The organism is Enterobacter sp. C6 (genome assembly GCF_008122455.1).
Lineage (GTDB): Bacteria > Pseudomonadota > Gammaproteobacteria > Enterobacterales > Enterobacteriaceae > Enterobacter > Enterobacter pseudoroggenkampii.
On record NZ_QPFW01000248.1, the window covers coordinates 21,215 to 36,095 of the forward strand.

A 14,881-nucleotide genomic window follows, 5' to 3' on the forward strand; every position below is an offset into this window, starting at 1 on the left:
AACTATCAGGGAACATCGCTCTTTATAAGCAATTCTTTATCAAAACGCGATTCCTTCAGCGCTTCCTTGACCCGCTTCAAGTTATCCCGGAATTTTGCGCCCCGACGTAAGGTAAAACCGGTCGCCAGCACGTCAATCACGGTGAGCTGCGCCAGTCTGGAAACCATCGGCATATAAATGTCGGTGTCTTCCGGCACGTCGAGGGTGATTGCCAGCGTTGCTTCACGCGCCAGCGGCGTGCCTGCCGTGGTGAGGGCAATCACCATGGCATCGTTTTCACGGGCCAGCTGCGCCAGCTCTACCTGACTCTTGGTGCGGCCGGTATGTGAAATCAGTACCACGACGTCATCCTCACTGCAATTCATACAGCTCATGCGTTGCAGGACAATGTCATCGGAATAAATAACCGGGACGTTAAAGCGGAAAAATTTGTTCATCGCGTCATGCGCCACGGCCGCCGACGAGCCGAGACCGAAGAACGCAATCCTCTTCGCCTGGGTGAGTAAATCCACCGCGCGATTCACGGAACTCATGTCCAGAGACTGTCGGACGTGGTCAAGCGAAGCCATAGCCGATTCAAAAATTTTCGCGGTATAGGCATCAACGCTGTCGTCTTCATCCACATTACGATTAACATAAGGGGTGCCGTTAGCCAGACTTTGTGCCAGATGCAGTTTAAAATCAGGGAAGCCGCGCGTTTCCAGGCTGCGGCAAAAGCGATTGACCGTGGGTTCGCTAACACCCGCTTCCTGTGCCAGAGCGGCGATGCTTGAATGAATCGCCTGAGCGGGAGAGGCGAGAATGACCTCGGCCACTTTTCGCTCGGATTTGCTAAGGTGTTCCAGTTGAAACTGGATTTTTTCCAGCATGTTCATGTTAACAGGATGCTCATGGGTGTAAACGATTTCATAAATTGATGAAATCGTGATTCGATTTAGCCGATATTACCCTCGTGGCTTCCATAAAGGGTAATAATCGACAAGATAATGTTGTTGTTTTTTTTCATTACTTGATCGGTGTCGGGTTTTGCTGTGACCCTGTTGCGCAAAGAAACGACGGTTGTTGCGTCATTAAGCCGTCTTAATCATCCAAAGGGTGAAAAATCGCGGTATCGCACGCGACGATAAGCGCTAATGGTTTCGGGAATGACGTAAAAGCAGTACAGTGCATTGTAATAAAATTACAACGATACCTGGCAGAAGTACCAGGTGATCCAACTGAGGAGAATGACATGGCGGTAACGCAAACAGCCCAGGCATGTGACCTGGTCATTTTCGGCGCTAAAGGCGACCTTGCACGCCGAAAATTGCTGCCTTCCCTGTATCAACTGGAGAAAGCGGGCCAAATTCATCCGGATACCCGTATCCTGGGTGTAGGGCGCGCCGACTGGGACAAGGACGCTTATACCAAAGTCGTCCGCGAGGCACTCGAAACTTTCATGAAGGAAAAGATTGATGAAAGTTTGTGGGATACCCTGAGTGGACGTCTCGATTTCTGCAACCTGGACGTTAATGACGTCAGCGCGTTTACCCGCTTAGGCGCGATGCTGGATCAGAAAAACCGTGTCACCATTAACTATTTCGCCATGCCGCCAAGCACCTTCGGCGCCATCTGCAAAGGCCTGGGCGAAGCCAAACTGAACGCCAAACCGGCGCGCGTCGTGATGGAGAAGCCGCTGGGTACCTCGCTGGCAACCTCGCGCGAAATCAACGACCAGGTGGGCGAGTTCTTTGAAGAGTGCCAGGTCTACCGTATCGACCACTATCTCGGTAAAGAGACGGTACTGAACCTGCTGGCGCTGCGTTTTGCTAACTCCCTGTTTGTAAATAACTGGGACAACCGCACTATCGACCACGTGGAAATCACCGTGGCGGAAGAGGTGGGGATTGAAGGTCGCTGGGGTTACTTTGACCAGGCCGGTCAGATGCGCGACATGATCCAGAACCACCTGCTGCAGATCCTGTGCATGATTGCCATGTCTCCACCGTCTGACCTGACGGCGGACAGCATCCGTGACGCGAAAGTGAAAGTGCTGAAGTCACTGCGCCGCATCGACCGCTCCAACGTGCGTGAGAAGACCGTTCGTGGTCAGTACACCGCCGGGTTTGCGCAGGGCAAAAAAGTGCCGGGCTACCTGGAAGAAGAGGGTGCGAACAAGTCCAGCAACACCGAGACGTTTGTGGCGATCCGCGTGGATATCGACGACTGGCGCTGGGCGGGGGTTCCGTTCTACCTGCGCACCGGTAAACGTCTGCCGGCTAAATGTTCCGAAGTGGTTGTTTACTTCAAAAACCCGGAACTGAACCTGTTCAAAGAGTCCTGGCAGGAGCTGCCGCAGAACAAACTGACCATTCGTCTGCAGCCGGACGAGGGCGTGGATATCCAGATCCTGAACAAAGTGCCGGGCCTGGATCATAAACACAACCTGCAGACCACCAAGCTGGATCTGAGCTACTCTGAAACCTTTAACCAGACGCACCTGGCCGATGCTTACGAGCGTCTGCTGCTGGAAACCATGCGCGGTATCCAGGCGCTGTTCGTGCGCCGCGATGAAGTGGAAGAGGCGTGGAAATGGGTCGACTCCATCACCGAAGCCTGGGCTGCCGACCAGGATGCGCCAAAACCGTATCAGGCGGGCACCTGGGGACCGGTCGCGTCGGTGGCGATGATCACCCGCGATGGCCGCTCCTGGAACGAGTTTGAGTAAGATAATCCGCTAGCCCGAAAGTGTTATTTTACCGGTAACATGATCTAACTCAGCTAGTGGCACAATTTTCAACTTTTAAGCTCCGCGTGGATTCACCCGCGGAGCTTTTTTTATTACACTGCCGGAAGTGATTTTGCCCCTGAGCTCCGGACAGCAAGCGTTTCAGCGTTGTTAACAACTGCCAGCGACTTTGTAAACTCCCGAGCCCGGACAGATAAATTAGAGGAGCTTTTATGAATCCGACATTGTTACGCGTAACACAACGCATTATTGAGCGCTCGAAAGAGACCCGCTCGGCCTACCTCGCCCGGATTGAACAGGCAAAGAGCAACACCGTCCACCGATCTCAGCTGGCCTGCGGGAACCTGGCGCACGGCTTCGCCGCCTGCCAGCCTGATGATAAAGCGTCGCTGAAAAGCATGTTGCGTAACAATATCGCCATCATTACCTCCTATAACGATATGCTCTCCGCGCACCAGCCCTATGAGGTTTACCCGGATATCATCCGTAAAGCGCTGCACAGCGTGAATGCGGTCGGCCAGGTGGCGGGTGGGGTACCCGCCATGTGCGACGGCGTGACGCAGGGCCAGGACGGTATGGAGCTCTCCCTGCTGAGCCGCGAAGTGATTGCTATGTCCGCGGCGGTTGGCCTGTCGCACAACATGTTTGATGGCGCGCTGTATCTCGGCGTGTGCGACAAGATTGTTCCGGGCCTGGTGATGGCTGCGCTGTCGTTTGGTCATCTGCCTGCGATCTTCGTGCCGTCGGGCCCAATGGCAAGCGGCCTGCCGAACAAAGAAAAAGTCCGTATCCGCCAGCTGTACGCGGAAGGGAAAGCAGACCGTCAGGCGCTGTTGGAGGCGGAAGCCGCGTCCTATCATGCGCCGGGGACCTGTACGTTCTACGGTACGGCTAACACGAACCAGATGGTGGTGGAATTTATGGGGATGCAGCTTCCGGGCTCATCCTTTATCCAGCCGGACGCGCCGCTGCGCAAGGCGCTGACCGAGGCCGCGGCCCGTCAGGTTACACGTCTGACCGGCAACGGCAACGAATGGATGCCGATGGGCAAAATGGTTGACGAAAAGGTCATCGTCAACGGGATTGTCGCGCTGCTGGCAACCGGGGGGTCAACCAACCACACCATGCACCTGGTGGCCATGGCGCGTGCGGCGGGCATTCTGATTAACTGGGATGACTTCTCCGAGATCTCTTCCGTGGTGCCGCTGATGGCACGCCTGTACCCGAACGGTCCGGCGGATATTAACCACTTCCAGGCCGCGGGCGGCGTACCGCTGCTGATGCGCGAGCTGCTGAAAGGCGGACTGCTGCATGAAGACGTAAATACCGTGGCAGGCTTTGGCCTTCAGCGCTATACCCAGGAGCCGTGGTTGAACAACGGCGAGCTGGACTGGCGCGAAGGGGCGAGAGCGTCTCTTGATGCGCAGGTGATCGCCACCATCGACAAACCGTTCTCTCCACACGGCGGCACCAAAGTGCTGAGCGGCAACCTCGGTCGTGCGGTAATGAAGACCTCTGCCGTACCGGAAGAGAACCAGATTATCGAAGCGCCGGCGGTGGTGTTTGAAAGCCAGCACGACGTATTACCCGCCTTTGACGCCGGTCTGCTCGACAAAGACTGCGTGGTGGTGGTGCGTCATCAGGGGCCTAAAGCTAACGGGATGCCAGAATTACATAAACTTATGCCACCACTTGGTGTATTATTGGACCGCCGTTTCAAAATTGCGTTAGTCACCGATGGACGCCTCTCCGGGGCATCCGGTAAAGTGCCTTCAGCCATCCACGTGACGCCTGAAGCCTACGACGGTGGGTTGCTGGCGAAAGTGCGCGACGGTGACATGATCCGCGTTAACGGTCAGACAGGCGAGTTAACCCTGCTGGTGGATGACGCCGAGCTGGCGGCACGTCAACCCCATATTCCTGACCTGAGCGCATCGCGCGTGGGGACCGGACGCGAAATGTTCAGCGCGCTGCGTGAGAAGCTCTCCGGTGCGGAGCAGGGCGCAACCTGTATTACGTTTTAAGACGACTTGATTTTAACGATCTGGCGAGAGAAAACTCTGATGAAAAACTGGAAAACAAGTGCAGAAGCAATCCTGACCACTGGCCCTGTCGTGCCGGTTATCGTGGTAAACAAGCTGGAGCACGCTGTACCGATGGCGAAAGCGCTGGTTGCGGGTGGCGTTCGCGTTCTGGAAGTGACCCTGCGTACCGCCTGCGCGATGGATGCCATTCGCGCGATTGCTAAAGAAGTGCCGGACGCCATCATCGGTGCGGGTACCGTGACGAACGTAAAACAGCTGGCTGAAGTGACCGAAGCGGGCGCGCAGTTTGCCATCAGCCCGGGCCTGACCGAGTCGCTGCTGAAAGCCGCGACCGAAGGCACCATTCCGCTGATCCCGGGCATCAGCACCGTCTCTGAACTGATGCTGGGCATGGACTACGGTCTGAAAGAGTTCAAATTCTTCCCGGCTGAAGCGAACGGCGGCACTAAAGCGCTGCAGGCGATTGCGGGTCCCTTCTCTCAGGTACGCTTCTGCCCGACGGGGGGTATCTCTCCTGCCAACTACCGTGACTACCTGGCGCTGAAAAGCGTGCTGTGCATCGGTGGCTCATGGCTGGTTCCGGCGGATGCGCTGGAAGCGGGCGACTGGGATCGCATCACAAAACTGGCTCGCGAAGCGGTGGAAGGTGCGAAGCAGTAAGCCATTCGCCGCATGAAAAACGGGCCTTTCGGCCCGTTTTTTTTATCCCGTTACCTTAACGCTTGCTGCGGCTGCTTTCGCTCTCGCCACGGCGTCGTCAACGTTATCCCCGGTGGCTAATGCCACGCCAAGACGACGGGTACCGTCGATCTCCGGCTTGCCGAACAAACGTACCTGCAACCCGGCACCCACTGCCGCGTCGACGTTATCAAATGTAACGTTCTGGCTGGTTAACTGCGGCAGGATGACCGCCGAGGCGGCCGGGCCGTACTGACGGATACCGCCGACGGGCAGGCCGAGGAAGGCGCGCACGTGCAGGGCGAACTCGGAAAGATCCTGCGAAATCAGCGTGACCATGCCGGTGTCATGCGGGCGAGGGGAGACTTCACTGAAAATCACCTCGTCACCGCACACAAACAGCTCCACGCCGAACAGGCCATAGCCGCCCAGCGCGAGGACGGTTTTACGGGCGATCGCCTGAGCACGCTCCAGCGCCAGGGCGCTCATCTGCTGCGGCTGCCAGGATTCGCGGTAATCGCCATCTTCCTGACGGTGGCCAATCGGATCGCAGAAATGGACGCCGTCAACGGCGCTGACGGTCAGCAGGGTGATCTCGAAATCAAACTTCACGACGCCTTCAACGATGACGCGACCGGCGCCGGCGCGGCCACCCTGTTGGGCGTAATCCCACGCCTTATCGAGCGTGCTGCTGTCGCGAATGAAGCTCTGCCCTTTACCGGAGGAGCTCATCACCGGCTTAACGATACACGGGTAGCCAATCTCCTCTACGGCCTGCAGGAACGCGGCCTTATCGCCCGCAAAACGGTAGCTCGAGGTGGGCAATCCCAGCTCTTCTGCCGCCAGGCGACGAATGCCTTCGCGGTTCATGGTCAGCTTTGCGGCTTTCGCACAGGGCACCACGCGCTGGCCTTCCTGCTCCAGGGCGATCAGCGTATCGGTGGCAATCGCTTCAATTTCCGGTACAACGAAATCGGGCTTCTCGCGCGTAATCAGTTCGCGAAGGGCATCGCCATCCAGCATGTTAATCACATAAGAACGATGGGCGACGTGCATGGCGGGTGCGTCGGCGTAACGGTCTACGGCGATGACTTCCACACCTAAACGTTGGCACTCAATGGCGACCTCTTTTCCCAGCTCGCCCGATCCCAACAGCATCACTCGCGTCGCCGCAGGTCGCAGCGCAGTTCCTAAACGAATCATAACAATCCCCCAAAAAAAGTTGCGCGCAGTATAAACGAAAACGTTTGCGTCTGTCTTGCGCAGGGATAAACGCGAGGGCAGAAATTTGCGCTTCTTTAGCCCGACCAGACATTTCCTGACGCCCGCTCGCTTACGCTGTGGAACATGTTCACCGTTAAGTGAGGGAAACCATGTCTGGCTGGCTAAATCAATTGCAATCCCTGTTAGGGCAGAAAACACCGTCTGGCGAGCGGGACCTGAGCAAACTGCTGGTACCCGGGGCGCTCGGCGGGCTGGCAGGCCTGCTGGTCGCGAATAAATCCTCGCGCAAGCTGCTGGCAAAATATGGCACCGGCGCGCTGCTGGCCGGCGGCGGCGCCATCGCGGGCACCGTGCTGTGGAATAAGTACAAGGACCGGGTACGGACCGCGCACAGCGATGAACCGCATTATGGCGAGCACACCTCGCCGCTGGATCTGCGTACCGAACGGCTCATTCTTGCGCTGGTTTTTGCCGCGAAAAGTGACGGGCATATTGACGACAAAGAACGATCGGCGATCGAGCAGCAGCTGCGCGAAGCCGGCGTTGAAGAGAAGGGCAGAGCGCTGGTGGCGCAGGCCATCGAACAGCCGCTTGAGCCGCAGCGTCTTGCGCAAAGCGTGAAAAATGAGGAAGAGGCGCTGGAGCTCTATTTCCTCAGCTGTGCCGCCATCGATATCGATCACTTTATGGAGCGGAGCTACCTTAACGCCCTGGGCGATGCGTTAAAGATCCCTCAGGACGTGCGCGAGGGCATTGAGCGGGATATCCGCGAACAAAAACAGGCGTTACAGGGATAGCCTCCGCCGTCGCGACGCTGTTTCGCTTGCATCATGCGTGGGTTTTGCCAACCTTATAGGGTGTAAAACTTAAAAGAATGATGACATGCCACCGAAAGCCCGACGTATACCATATGCGATCACCACGCATGGCGATACGCGCATAGACAACTATTACTGGCTGCGGGACGATTCGCGCTCCCGGCCAGAGGTACTCGACTACCTGCACGAGGAAAACGACTATGGCCGCAAGGTCATGTCCAGCCAGCAGACGCTTCAGGACCAACTGCTGAATGAGATGGTGCAGCGTATTCCTCAGCGTGATATCTCCGCGCCCTGGACCAAAAACGGCTATCGCTATCGCCATATTTACGAGCCCGGCAATGAGTATCCCATCTACCAGCGTCAGTCGGTATTAAGCGCCGAATGGGATGAGTGGGATATTTTGCTGGATGCCAACCAGCGCGCCGCCCACAGCGAATTTTATACCCTGGGCGGCATGTCCATTTCGCCGGATAACGCGGTGATGGCGCTGGCGGAGGATTATCTCTCCCGTCGCCAGTACGGCCTGCGTTTTCGCAATCTGGACACCGGCAACTGGTATCCGGAAATGCTGGAAAACGTCTCCCCGGATTTTGTCTGGGCGAATGATTCCGAGACGGTTTACTACGTCAAAAAGCACGCCTCGACGCTGCTGCCTTATCAGGTGTGGCGACACACCGTGGGAACGGACTCCGCTGACGACGAGCTGGTCTATGAAGAGAAAGACGAAACGTTCTATGTCAGCCTGCATAAAACCTCCTCGCGCCACTATGTGATTATCTTCCTGGCCAGCGCGACGACCTCGGAAGTTCTGCTGCTGGATGCCGAACTGCCCGACGCCCAGCCGCTCTGTTTCCTGCCGCGCCGCAAGGATCACGAGTACAGCCTGGATCACTTCCAGCACAGCTTTTATTTGCGCTCTAATCGCGAGGGCAAAAACTTTGGTCTCTATAAAACCAAAGTGCGCGATGAGCGCAAATGGGAGGTGCTTATCCCCGCGCGGGATCAGGTGATGCTTGAAGGGTTCACCCTGTTTACCGACTGGCTGGTGGTGGAAGAGCGTCAGCGAGGGCTGACCAGTATCCGGCAAATCAACCGTAAAACGCGGGAAGTGGTGGGGATCGCGTTCGACGACCCGGCCTATGTGACGTGGATTGGTTTCAACCCTGAACCTGAATCCTCGCGGCTGCGCTACGGCTACTCATCGATGACCACGCCGGACACCTTGTTTGAGCTGGATATGGATACCGGGCAGCGTCAGGTGATTAAACAGACCGAGGTCAAAGGGTTTGAGTCTGAAAACTACCGCAGCGAGCACCTGTGGGTCACCGCCCGGGATGGCGTCGAGGTCCCCGTCTCGCTCGTCTATCACAAAGCCCACTTCCAGAAAGGCAAAAACCCGATCCTGGTGTACGGTTACGGCTCGTATGGCTCAAGCATGGACGCCGATTTCAGCAGCAGTCGGTTAAGCCTGCTCGATCGCGGCTTTGTCTTCGCCATCGCCCATATTCGCGGTGGCGGTGAGCTGGGGCAGCACTGGTATGAAGACGGGAAATTCCTGAAAAAGAAAAACACCTTCAATGACTACCTCGACGTCTGCGATGCGCTGATTGAGCAGGGCTACGGGGATCCGCAGCTTTGCTTTGGGATGGGCGGCAGCGCGGGCGGCATGCTGATGGGGGCGGCGATCAACCAGCGTCCCGACCGCTTTAAGGGGATTGTCGCGCAGGTTCCGTTTGTCGATGTGGTGACGACCATGCTCGATGAATCCATCCCGCTTACGACAGGGGAGTTTGAAGAGTGGGGGAATCCGCAGGATGAGATGTACTACCGCTATATGAAAACGTACAGCCCGTACGATAACGTGGAAGCGAAAGCCTATCCCCACATGTTGGTCACCACCGGTCTGCATGATTCTCAGGTGCAATACTGGGAGCCGGCAAAATGGGTGGCAAAACTGCGGGAGCTGAAAACCGATGACAACCTGCTGCTGTTGTGTACCGATATGGATTCCGGTCACGGCGGGAAATCGGGACGATTTAAATCCTACGAAGGAGTTGCCCTGGAATATGCCTTTTTAATAGGCCTGGCGCAGGACACGCTGCCAGGCCGTGCGGAGCGTTAAGCGTCGCCCAGATAATGTTTCAGCGTTAAGCGCAGTTCCGGGCTCATTCTGTCGAGGTTGTTATACAGCCAGCGCAAATAGCCCGGGTCTTTATCCGCCACCTCGGACACCGGCTTCCCGCGATATTTCCCAAAGGTAAATGTGGTCAGAAGTGCAGGACGGCCGGTGATGGTCGCCATATCATCCGGCGTCCAGCCAGAGATATTCATAATATCTATCAGTAACGCGGCGGTGATATAGCAGTCATACAGGGCCCGGTGATGGTGCAGTCCCTCAGGCGTTCTGACGCTGAGCTTGCGGGACTTGTACAGCGCCATGTTGCTGTATTTAATTCCCGGCCAGAGGCGACGCGCCAGCTTCATGGTACAAATCCATTCCCCCGGCATTTCAGGTAACACCCGGCGGTCAAAACTGGCGTTATGCGCGACGTACCACGGGCTACCGTAGTAGTGCGGAATGATCTCTTCGATCCACGGCTTATCCGCCACCATCGATTCGGTAATGCGATGGATAGCCATCGCCTGAGGGCTGATGGGTCGGTCGGGACGCACCAGATGGCTCATAGGGTTGACGATTTTACCATCAACCACGTCGACAGAAGCCACTTCCACTATTCCGCCCTGAAGATCGCAAGTTTCGGTATCGATGACGCGCAGCATTGAACACTCCTGAGCTTTAAAACGCCTAGCCTAAAGGAATGATATCGCCTTGCCAACCCTCTCCGCCGAGCGTGCCGGTCAACAGCAGCTCGCCTCGATCTGCGCGGACGATCAGCTGGCCTTTTTCATCCCACAGCGCGCTACCGCCGCAGGCGTTCGCCATCAGCACCGCAATGGCATATTTATGCGCGAAGCGCTGCAGGGTACTGATGGACTGCCGCCAGCGGTGATCCTCTACGGACTGACTGCTGGTAAACAGCGACGCTCTGGGATCGAGATTGGGTGAATCGGCATGCGCATCAATAATGCTGAGCTGTTTCTCCCCCGGCACCAGGCTGGCACCGCTACCTTGCGGGTAGCGCAGGATGCGGTGACGGGCGGGCGTGAAGAGCGCGAGGCCTTTCTGGCGCTGACCGTTCCGTTCCAGGGGGAGCCCGGCAATCACGGTAATCCGGTAAAAATGTGCCGCGTCAAGCAGCGGTTCCAGCTGCGCGTCATCGGGTGGGGGAGGTAACGTCGGTGCGCCTGAGCCCGTTAATGAGAGTTCAGGGAAGACCAGCAAATCACATCGCTGCCGTGCTGCTTCGGCGATGAAGCGCAGGTGGTGCGTAACATGGTCATCCACACTCTGGTGCTGACCGCCATACTGAGCTGCCGCTATATTCCAATGTGACATCGTGACTTCCTTATACACTGAGTCGCAGAGATTTAAGAATACACCTAAATTTATCAGGGTTTTCTTATCCTGCCAGATTCCGCGTAAGGAAGTGTAACGGCTCGTTAAGCTTATTTAACTTTAGGTTCGTACGGTAAACGGGAGAGGTTAACCGAGGCGAGACGGTGGGCGATGAGTCTTTCGCGAAACCAGTCGCGCAGATGGGCGGGCTGTTCCCGTTCAACGACTTCAGCCACAACAGGCATGTTGTAACGCTCTTTAAACGCGACGCCAGCGGCAGCGAGATCGACATTTACTTTATCCATCTCGTCCTGTGGAAGGGCGGCCAGATTGATCTTCATTACCTTCTCCTTTTTATGCGGCGGCAACGTTACCGCGATTGCACGACGATGACAAGCGGAGGCAGGATGTTCCTCGACTCGTTTATTATACAGCGTTATTCTTTAGCATACAGACATAACAAAAAGGAATGATTGCGATGGGTTTCTCCGCTTCCCGCGCGGTATGCGCACTGGTTTTTCTGACCTCTACAATGATGACCTCCTCCGCGCTGGCGCATGCGCATCTTAAGCAGCAGATCCCGGCAGCGGACAGCGTGGTGAGCGCTCCGCAGGCACTTACGCTGCATTTTTCAGAAGGCATCGAACCGGGATTTAGCGGTGTGGTGGTGACGGACGCGCAAAAGCAGGTCATCAAAACGGGTACCGCTACGCGAGACGAAAAGAACAAGGCGCTACTCACCGTTCCGCTGGAACAAACGCTGACGTCAGGGACGTACCAGGTAGACTGGCATGTCGTCTCTGTAGACGGTCATAAAACCAAAGGCATCTATCACTTTAGCGTGAAATAGCATGCTGGCGCTGTGTTATATCGGGTTGCGCTTTATCCATTTCGGGGCGCTGATGCTGGTTTTTGGCAACGCGCTTTACAGCGTCTGGTTTGCGCCTTCTTCCCTCCAGCGGCTGATGTCCCGGCGTTTCCAGCTGCAGCAGAAAGTGGCGGCCTTGGTGAGCCTGGCGGCTGCACTCCTGATGTTTATGCTTCAGGGCGGACTGATGGGTAACGGCTGGGGAGATGTGTTTGCTCCGCAGGTCTGGTACGGCGTATTTACGACACAGTTTGGTGGCGTCTGGCTGTGGCAAATGATTCTTGCTGTGATGACGGTCGGTGCGGCATGGCTCGCGCCGCTGAAGGGGTCGCGGCTGCTACTGCTCGCCATGAGCCAGCTTATCCTGCTGGCTGGGGTAGGTCACGCGGCGATGAACGACGGTCCGATGGGGGCGTTGCAGCGGCTTAACTATGCTTTTCACCTGATCTGCGCTGCAGCCTGGCTTGGCGGATTACTGCCCCTGTTATTCTGCATGCGTCTGGCGAAAGGACGCTGGCAGAATGCCGCCATCTATACCATGATGCGCTTCTCGCGCGTGGGCCATTATGCCGTCGCGGGCGTGCTGCTCAGCGGAGCGATCAATACGCTCATGATACTGGGCGTCCATATACCCTGGCAGGCTGGCTACGTGCAGTTTTTGTTGTTCAAATGTGCGCTGGTGGCGTTGATGGTGGTAATTGCGCTGGCAAATCGGTATTTTCTGGTGCCACGGTTTCGTCCGGAGACCGGGCGAGCACAACAGATTTTTATCAGGATGACACAGGCAGAAGTGGTGCTGGGCGCGCTGGTACTGGCAACGGTCAGTCTGTTCGCTACCTGGGAACCCTTCTGACAAGGTTAAATATCATATGAAAAAGACAGTACTTTCTCTCATATTGCTGGCCTGCACGGGGAGCGCGCTTGCCGCACCGCAGGTTATCACCGTCAGCCGTTTTGAAGTCGGTAAGGACAAATGGGCGTTCAATCGCGAAGAGGTGATGCTGACCTGCCGTCCGGGCCATGCGCTGTATGCCATTAACCCGAGCACGCTGGTGCAATACCCGTTAAATGATACCGCAGAGCAGCAGGTAGCCAGCGGCAAGAGTAGCGGCCAGCCGATCAGCATTATTCAGATCGATGACCCGGCGCATCCGGGACAAAAGATGAGTCTGGCGCCGTTTATCGAGCGTGCCGACAAGCTCTGCTAACGTTCAGGTTTCCAATAAAAAACCGCAGATGCTTGCGAAAGCACTGCGGTTTTTCACATTTTATGATGCTCTGGCGCTTTTTTTCCGACCGCTTTAGCTGTGGACTGGAAAACCTGGCGTCGTCATCTATTCTTAAAAGGCAAGGCGACTTAGCCTGCATTAATGCCAACTTTTAGCGCACGGCTCTCTCCCAAGAGCCATTTCCCTGGACCGAATACAGGAATCGTATTCGGTCTCTTTTTATCTGTCTTATATTTCAGTCACTTACGGCGCTCTGTCCGAAAATGTCCCAAAATTGTCCGAACTTCAATATCCGGCAATTCCCGTTATACCACACCGTTTTTTAAATTAACAACCAAACTCATGCAATGCTGGGAATGCTCTGCACAGACGATCTCAGAGTTTTGCAACCATGCGATCTCTCGTTTCAAGGCAAGACTGCTTATAAGGTGCGTTTACCTTAACTCGGCGATTCATGATCCTCACACTTCCAGTTGGGAGAATTGAGAACAGACATCCTTTCGCAAATGCCACAACCCCCATGGTCTGAAAGTCGTTAATGTTAACTACTCCATCATCAATTGTTTCGAAATCAAAAATTTCAGGGTTTGTGGCAAGTAATTGAAGAACATCATTATCTATAGAGTTAAGTACCGAGGCATACGCAGATGCTGTCCCCATGTATGCGTGAGTCTGTTTTTTGCAATCATATGAACTCGAGGAAGGACCCTGCTTACACTGTTGAGCTTGTTAGCAAATGCATAAGAGGCGTAAATCTCAGGATGGTAATTTAAGACCGTAAATGAGAGAAAATGCATTTCGCCAGCCGCCCAGATGATCTGATTATTCCCTCATCGCGCCATATCTCGACCGAAATCGGCCGCACGAAAGCGAAGCTGGCTAATTTTCAGCGTCTGCAGGGGCTGGGGAATGACTGATCTACCGAAATGCCCCAATTGTGGCATGTCCTCTTCACTGAAGGTCCGAAGTCGTGGGTTGAACTGGGGGGGCGCAGAAATTAGGTGCTCTAACGGTTGTTCAAAATGGCGAGTTGGATTCTCTTTTCCGCCAGGAGGGGAGAGGGGGGCTCGAAGAGAGCTTGCAGATAACTGGCATAAGGTTGTGGAGAAAAGTTAACCCACTAATTGTATTATTTGCTTTTATGTATGAAAAAAATTCAACAACACCGACAAAATGGATCGGCTAGCAGATCTGCAATATAATTATTCTATTATTCAATCCACTGACTAAACTCAGAGGGACAAGTTCCAAACACAGGGTAGGTGATATGTCTATGAAGCAAATTAAATCAAGGGATATGACAAACATTGCGGCAAAAAGGATGTATTATATTTTTCTTGTCGGGGTTATACCTTTGCTTCTGATTTTTTTATTATATGCTAACAACCAAGGGAGCGATTTTCTAAATTATTTGTATACTTTATCTGGTAAAGTTCCTGAGCTGATTTCAGCCAGTAACCCATTATTAAGTGGTGTTATGAGTTTTTATGTTAAAATCGCTCCTTTGTTAGGTGTTTTGTTTTTTTTGATTGCGCGGAGAGAGTTAAATTTAAAAACCACTTTTTCTTTCACGAAAGGTATTTTGGCTTTTATGCTATTCACCGTGTTTTATATTGCAATTGTTTATTATTTGTTGGTGTGTAACGTGGAGTTAACTGAATCAGGACGATTTATGAGGCTTTTATCAGGGAACGATTATCTTCTTACCGTTTTTTTTGTAAGCGTATTTTATGTGTGTTATATACTCACCTGCTATTACATCAGCTATGCTTATGCAGTTTTCTTGATTTTAAAGTTAAAAATAAAGCACCGTTGAAAGCTAAGGGGCAGA

The 14,881-nt window shown here is 54.6% G+C and carries 15 protein-coding genes; 10 read left to right on the forward strand and 5 right to left on the reverse strand.

Annotation, left to right across the window (positions count from 1 at the left end):
- Positions 1-5 precede the first annotated feature (5 nt).
- Positions 6-875 carry a MurR/RpiR family transcriptional regulator gene (locus DOU50_RS20635; protein ID WP_023312229.1) on the reverse strand — a complete coding sequence of 290 codons (870 nt, stop codon included), beginning with the start codon at positions 873-875 and terminating at the stop codon, positions 6-8.
- Between the two features lie 356 nt (positions 876-1,231).
- On the opposite strand from DOU50_RS20635, the gene zwf reads away from it, so the two are divergent.
- The 3 genes from zwf to kdgA all read left to right on the forward strand — a co-directional run bounded on the left by zwf (position 1,232) and on the right by kdgA (position 5,433).
- On the forward strand, positions 1,232-2,707 hold the full coding sequence (zwf, locus tag DOU50_RS20640; protein ID WP_023312228.1) for a glucose-6-phosphate dehydrogenase: 1,476 nt from the start codon (positions 1,232-1,234) through the stop codon (positions 2,705-2,707).
- A 233-nt stretch (positions 2,708-2,940) separates the two neighbouring features.
- Entirely contained in the window at positions 2,941-4,752 is a 1,812-nt protein-coding gene (gene edd / locus DOU50_RS20645) for a phosphogluconate dehydratase (RefSeq protein WP_148770091.1), read from the forward strand.
- 39 nt (positions 4,753-4,791) lie between these two features.
- Positions 4,792-5,433, forward strand: coding sequence for a bifunctional 4-hydroxy-2-oxoglutarate aldolase/2-dehydro-3-deoxy-phosphogluconate aldolase (gene kdgA / locus DOU50_RS20650; RefSeq protein WP_024909698.1), 642 nt, complete (start codon positions 4,792-4,794; stop codon positions 5,431-5,433).
- Between the two features lie 42 nt (positions 5,434-5,475).
- Here kdgA and purT read toward each other — a convergent pair whose 3' ends face one another.
- A complete protein-coding gene (purT, locus tag DOU50_RS20655; RefSeq protein ID WP_148770093.1) occupies positions 5,476-6,654 on the reverse strand; it encodes a formate-dependent phosphoribosylglycinamide formyltransferase in 1,179 nt (392 codons plus the stop codon).
- A gap of 170 nt (positions 6,655-6,824) precedes the next feature.
- Between purT and DOU50_RS20660 the strand changes: the two genes are divergently transcribed.
- Both DOU50_RS20660 and ptrB read left to right on the forward strand, forming a co-directional pair.
- Complete coding sequence (locus tag DOU50_RS20660) at positions 6,825-7,472, forward strand: tellurite resistance TerB family protein (RefSeq protein ID WP_148770095.1); 648 nt, start codon at positions 6,825-6,827, stop codon at positions 7,470-7,472.
- Positions 7,473-7,557: 85 nt separating this feature from the next.
- Positions 7,558-9,618 (forward strand): oligopeptidase B, encoded by a 2,061-nt coding sequence (gene ptrB, locus DOU50_RS20665; RefSeq protein ID WP_148770097.1) that lies wholly within the window; start codon positions 7,558-7,560, stop codon positions 9,616-9,618.
- On the opposite strand, the gene exoX is transcribed toward ptrB, so the two are convergent.
- The 3 genes from exoX to DOU50_RS20680 form a co-directional block, all read right to left on the reverse strand.
- The gene (gene exoX / locus DOU50_RS20670) at positions 9,615-10,277 is read right to left on the reverse strand and encodes an exodeoxyribonuclease X (RefSeq protein ID WP_010432611.1); all 663 of its coding nucleotides are present in this window, start codon (positions 10,275-10,277) and stop codon (positions 9,615-9,617) included. The genes ptrB and exoX overlap by 4 nt on opposite strands.
- A gap of 25 nt (positions 10,278-10,302) precedes the next feature.
- Complete coding sequence (locus DOU50_RS20675) at positions 10,303-10,953, reverse strand: carbon-nitrogen hydrolase family protein (RefSeq protein WP_024909702.1); 651 nt, start codon at positions 10,951-10,953, stop codon at positions 10,303-10,305.
- Positions 10,954-11,063: 110 nt separating this feature from the next.
- Positions 11,064-11,294 carry a DNA polymerase III subunit theta gene (locus tag DOU50_RS20680; protein WP_008500465.1) on the reverse strand — a complete coding sequence of 77 codons (231 nt, stop codon included), beginning with the start codon at positions 11,292-11,294 and terminating at the stop codon, positions 11,064-11,066.
- Between the two features lie 137 nt (positions 11,295-11,431).
- On the opposite strand from DOU50_RS20680, the gene yobA reads away from it, so the two are divergent.
- The 5 genes from yobA (at position 11,432) to cui (ending at position 14,866) form a co-directional block, all read left to right on the forward strand.
- The gene (yobA, locus tag DOU50_RS20685; RefSeq protein ID WP_148770099.1) at positions 11,432-11,803 is read left to right on the forward strand and encodes a CopC domain-containing protein YobA; all 372 of its coding nucleotides are present in this window, start codon (positions 11,432-11,434) and stop codon (positions 11,801-11,803) included.
- 1 nt (position 11,804) lies between these two features.
- Positions 11,805-12,674 carry a copper homeostasis membrane protein CopD gene (gene copD, locus DOU50_RS20690; RefSeq protein WP_148770101.1) on the forward strand — a complete coding sequence of 290 codons (870 nt, stop codon included), beginning with the start codon at positions 11,805-11,807 and terminating at the stop codon, positions 12,672-12,674.
- A gap of 16 nt (positions 12,675-12,690) precedes the next feature.
- The gene (locus tag DOU50_RS20695) at positions 12,691-13,029 is read left to right on the forward strand and encodes a YebY family protein (protein ID WP_024909705.1); all 339 of its coding nucleotides are present in this window, start codon (positions 12,691-12,693) and stop codon (positions 13,027-13,029) included.
- 812 nt (positions 13,030-13,841) lie between these two features.
- Positions 13,842-13,967 (forward strand): hypothetical protein, encoded by a 126-nt coding sequence (locus tag DOU50_RS23965; RefSeq protein ID WP_265589657.1) that lies wholly within the window; start codon positions 13,842-13,844, stop codon positions 13,965-13,967.
- A 350-nt stretch (positions 13,968-14,317) separates the two neighbouring features.
- Positions 14,318-14,866, forward strand: coding sequence for a colicin immunity protein Cui (cui, locus tag DOU50_RS20705; protein ID WP_148770103.1), 549 nt, complete (start codon positions 14,318-14,320; stop codon positions 14,864-14,866).
- The last annotated feature ends 15 nt before the right edge of the window (positions 14,867-14,881 follow it).

Excerpts from the sequence above, each read along its gene's own strand:
- copD (WP_148770101.1), top strand. The coding sequence starts at position 11,805 with ATGCTGGCGCTGTGTTATATCGGGTTGCGCTTTATCCATTTCGGGGCG.
- zwf (WP_023312228.1), top strand. The coding sequence starts at position 1,232 with ATGGCGGTAACGCAAACAGCCCAGGCATGTGACCTGGTCATTTTCGGC.
- purT (WP_148770093.1), bottom strand. The coding sequence starts at position 6,654 with ATGATTCGTTTAGGAACTGCGCTGCGACCTGCGGCGACGCGAGTGATG.
- DOU50_RS20635 (WP_023312229.1), bottom strand. The coding sequence starts at position 875 with ATGAACATGCTGGAAAAAATCCAGTTTCAACTGGAACACCTTAGCAAA.
- exoX (WP_010432611.1), bottom strand. The coding sequence starts at position 10,277 with ATGCTGCGCGTCATCGATACCGAAACTTGCGATCTTCAGGGCGGAATA.
- DOU50_RS20675 (WP_024909702.1), bottom strand. The coding sequence starts at position 10,953 with ATGTCACATTGGAATATAGCGGCAGCTCAGTATGGCGGTCAGCACCAG.
- DOU50_RS20695 (WP_024909705.1), top strand. The coding sequence starts at position 12,691 with ATGAAAAAGACAGTACTTTCTCTCATATTGCTGGCCTGCACGGGGAGC.
- DOU50_RS20680 (WP_008500465.1), bottom strand. The coding sequence starts at position 11,294 with ATGAAGATCAATCTGGCCGCCCTTCCACAGGACGAGATGGATAAAGTA.
- kdgA (WP_024909698.1), top strand. The coding sequence starts at position 4,792 with ATGAAAAACTGGAAAACAAGTGCAGAAGCAATCCTGACCACTGGCCCT.
- DOU50_RS20660 (WP_148770095.1), top strand. The coding sequence starts at position 6,825 with ATGTCTGGCTGGCTAAATCAATTGCAATCCCTGTTAGGGCAGAAAACA.
- edd (WP_148770091.1), top strand. The coding sequence starts at position 2,941 with ATGAATCCGACATTGTTACGCGTAACACAACGCATTATTGAGCGCTCG.
- DOU50_RS23965 (WP_265589657.1), top strand. The coding sequence starts at position 13,842 with ATGCATTTCGCCAGCCGCCCAGATGATCTGATTATTCCCTCATCGCGC.
- yobA (WP_148770099.1), top strand. The coding sequence starts at position 11,432 with ATGGGTTTCTCCGCTTCCCGCGCGGTATGCGCACTGGTTTTTCTGACC.
- cui (WP_148770103.1), top strand. The coding sequence starts at position 14,318 with ATGTCTATGAAGCAAATTAAATCAAGGGATATGACAAACATTGCGGCA.
- ptrB (WP_148770097.1), top strand. The coding sequence starts at position 7,558 with ATGCCACCGAAAGCCCGACGTATACCATATGCGATCACCACGCATGGC.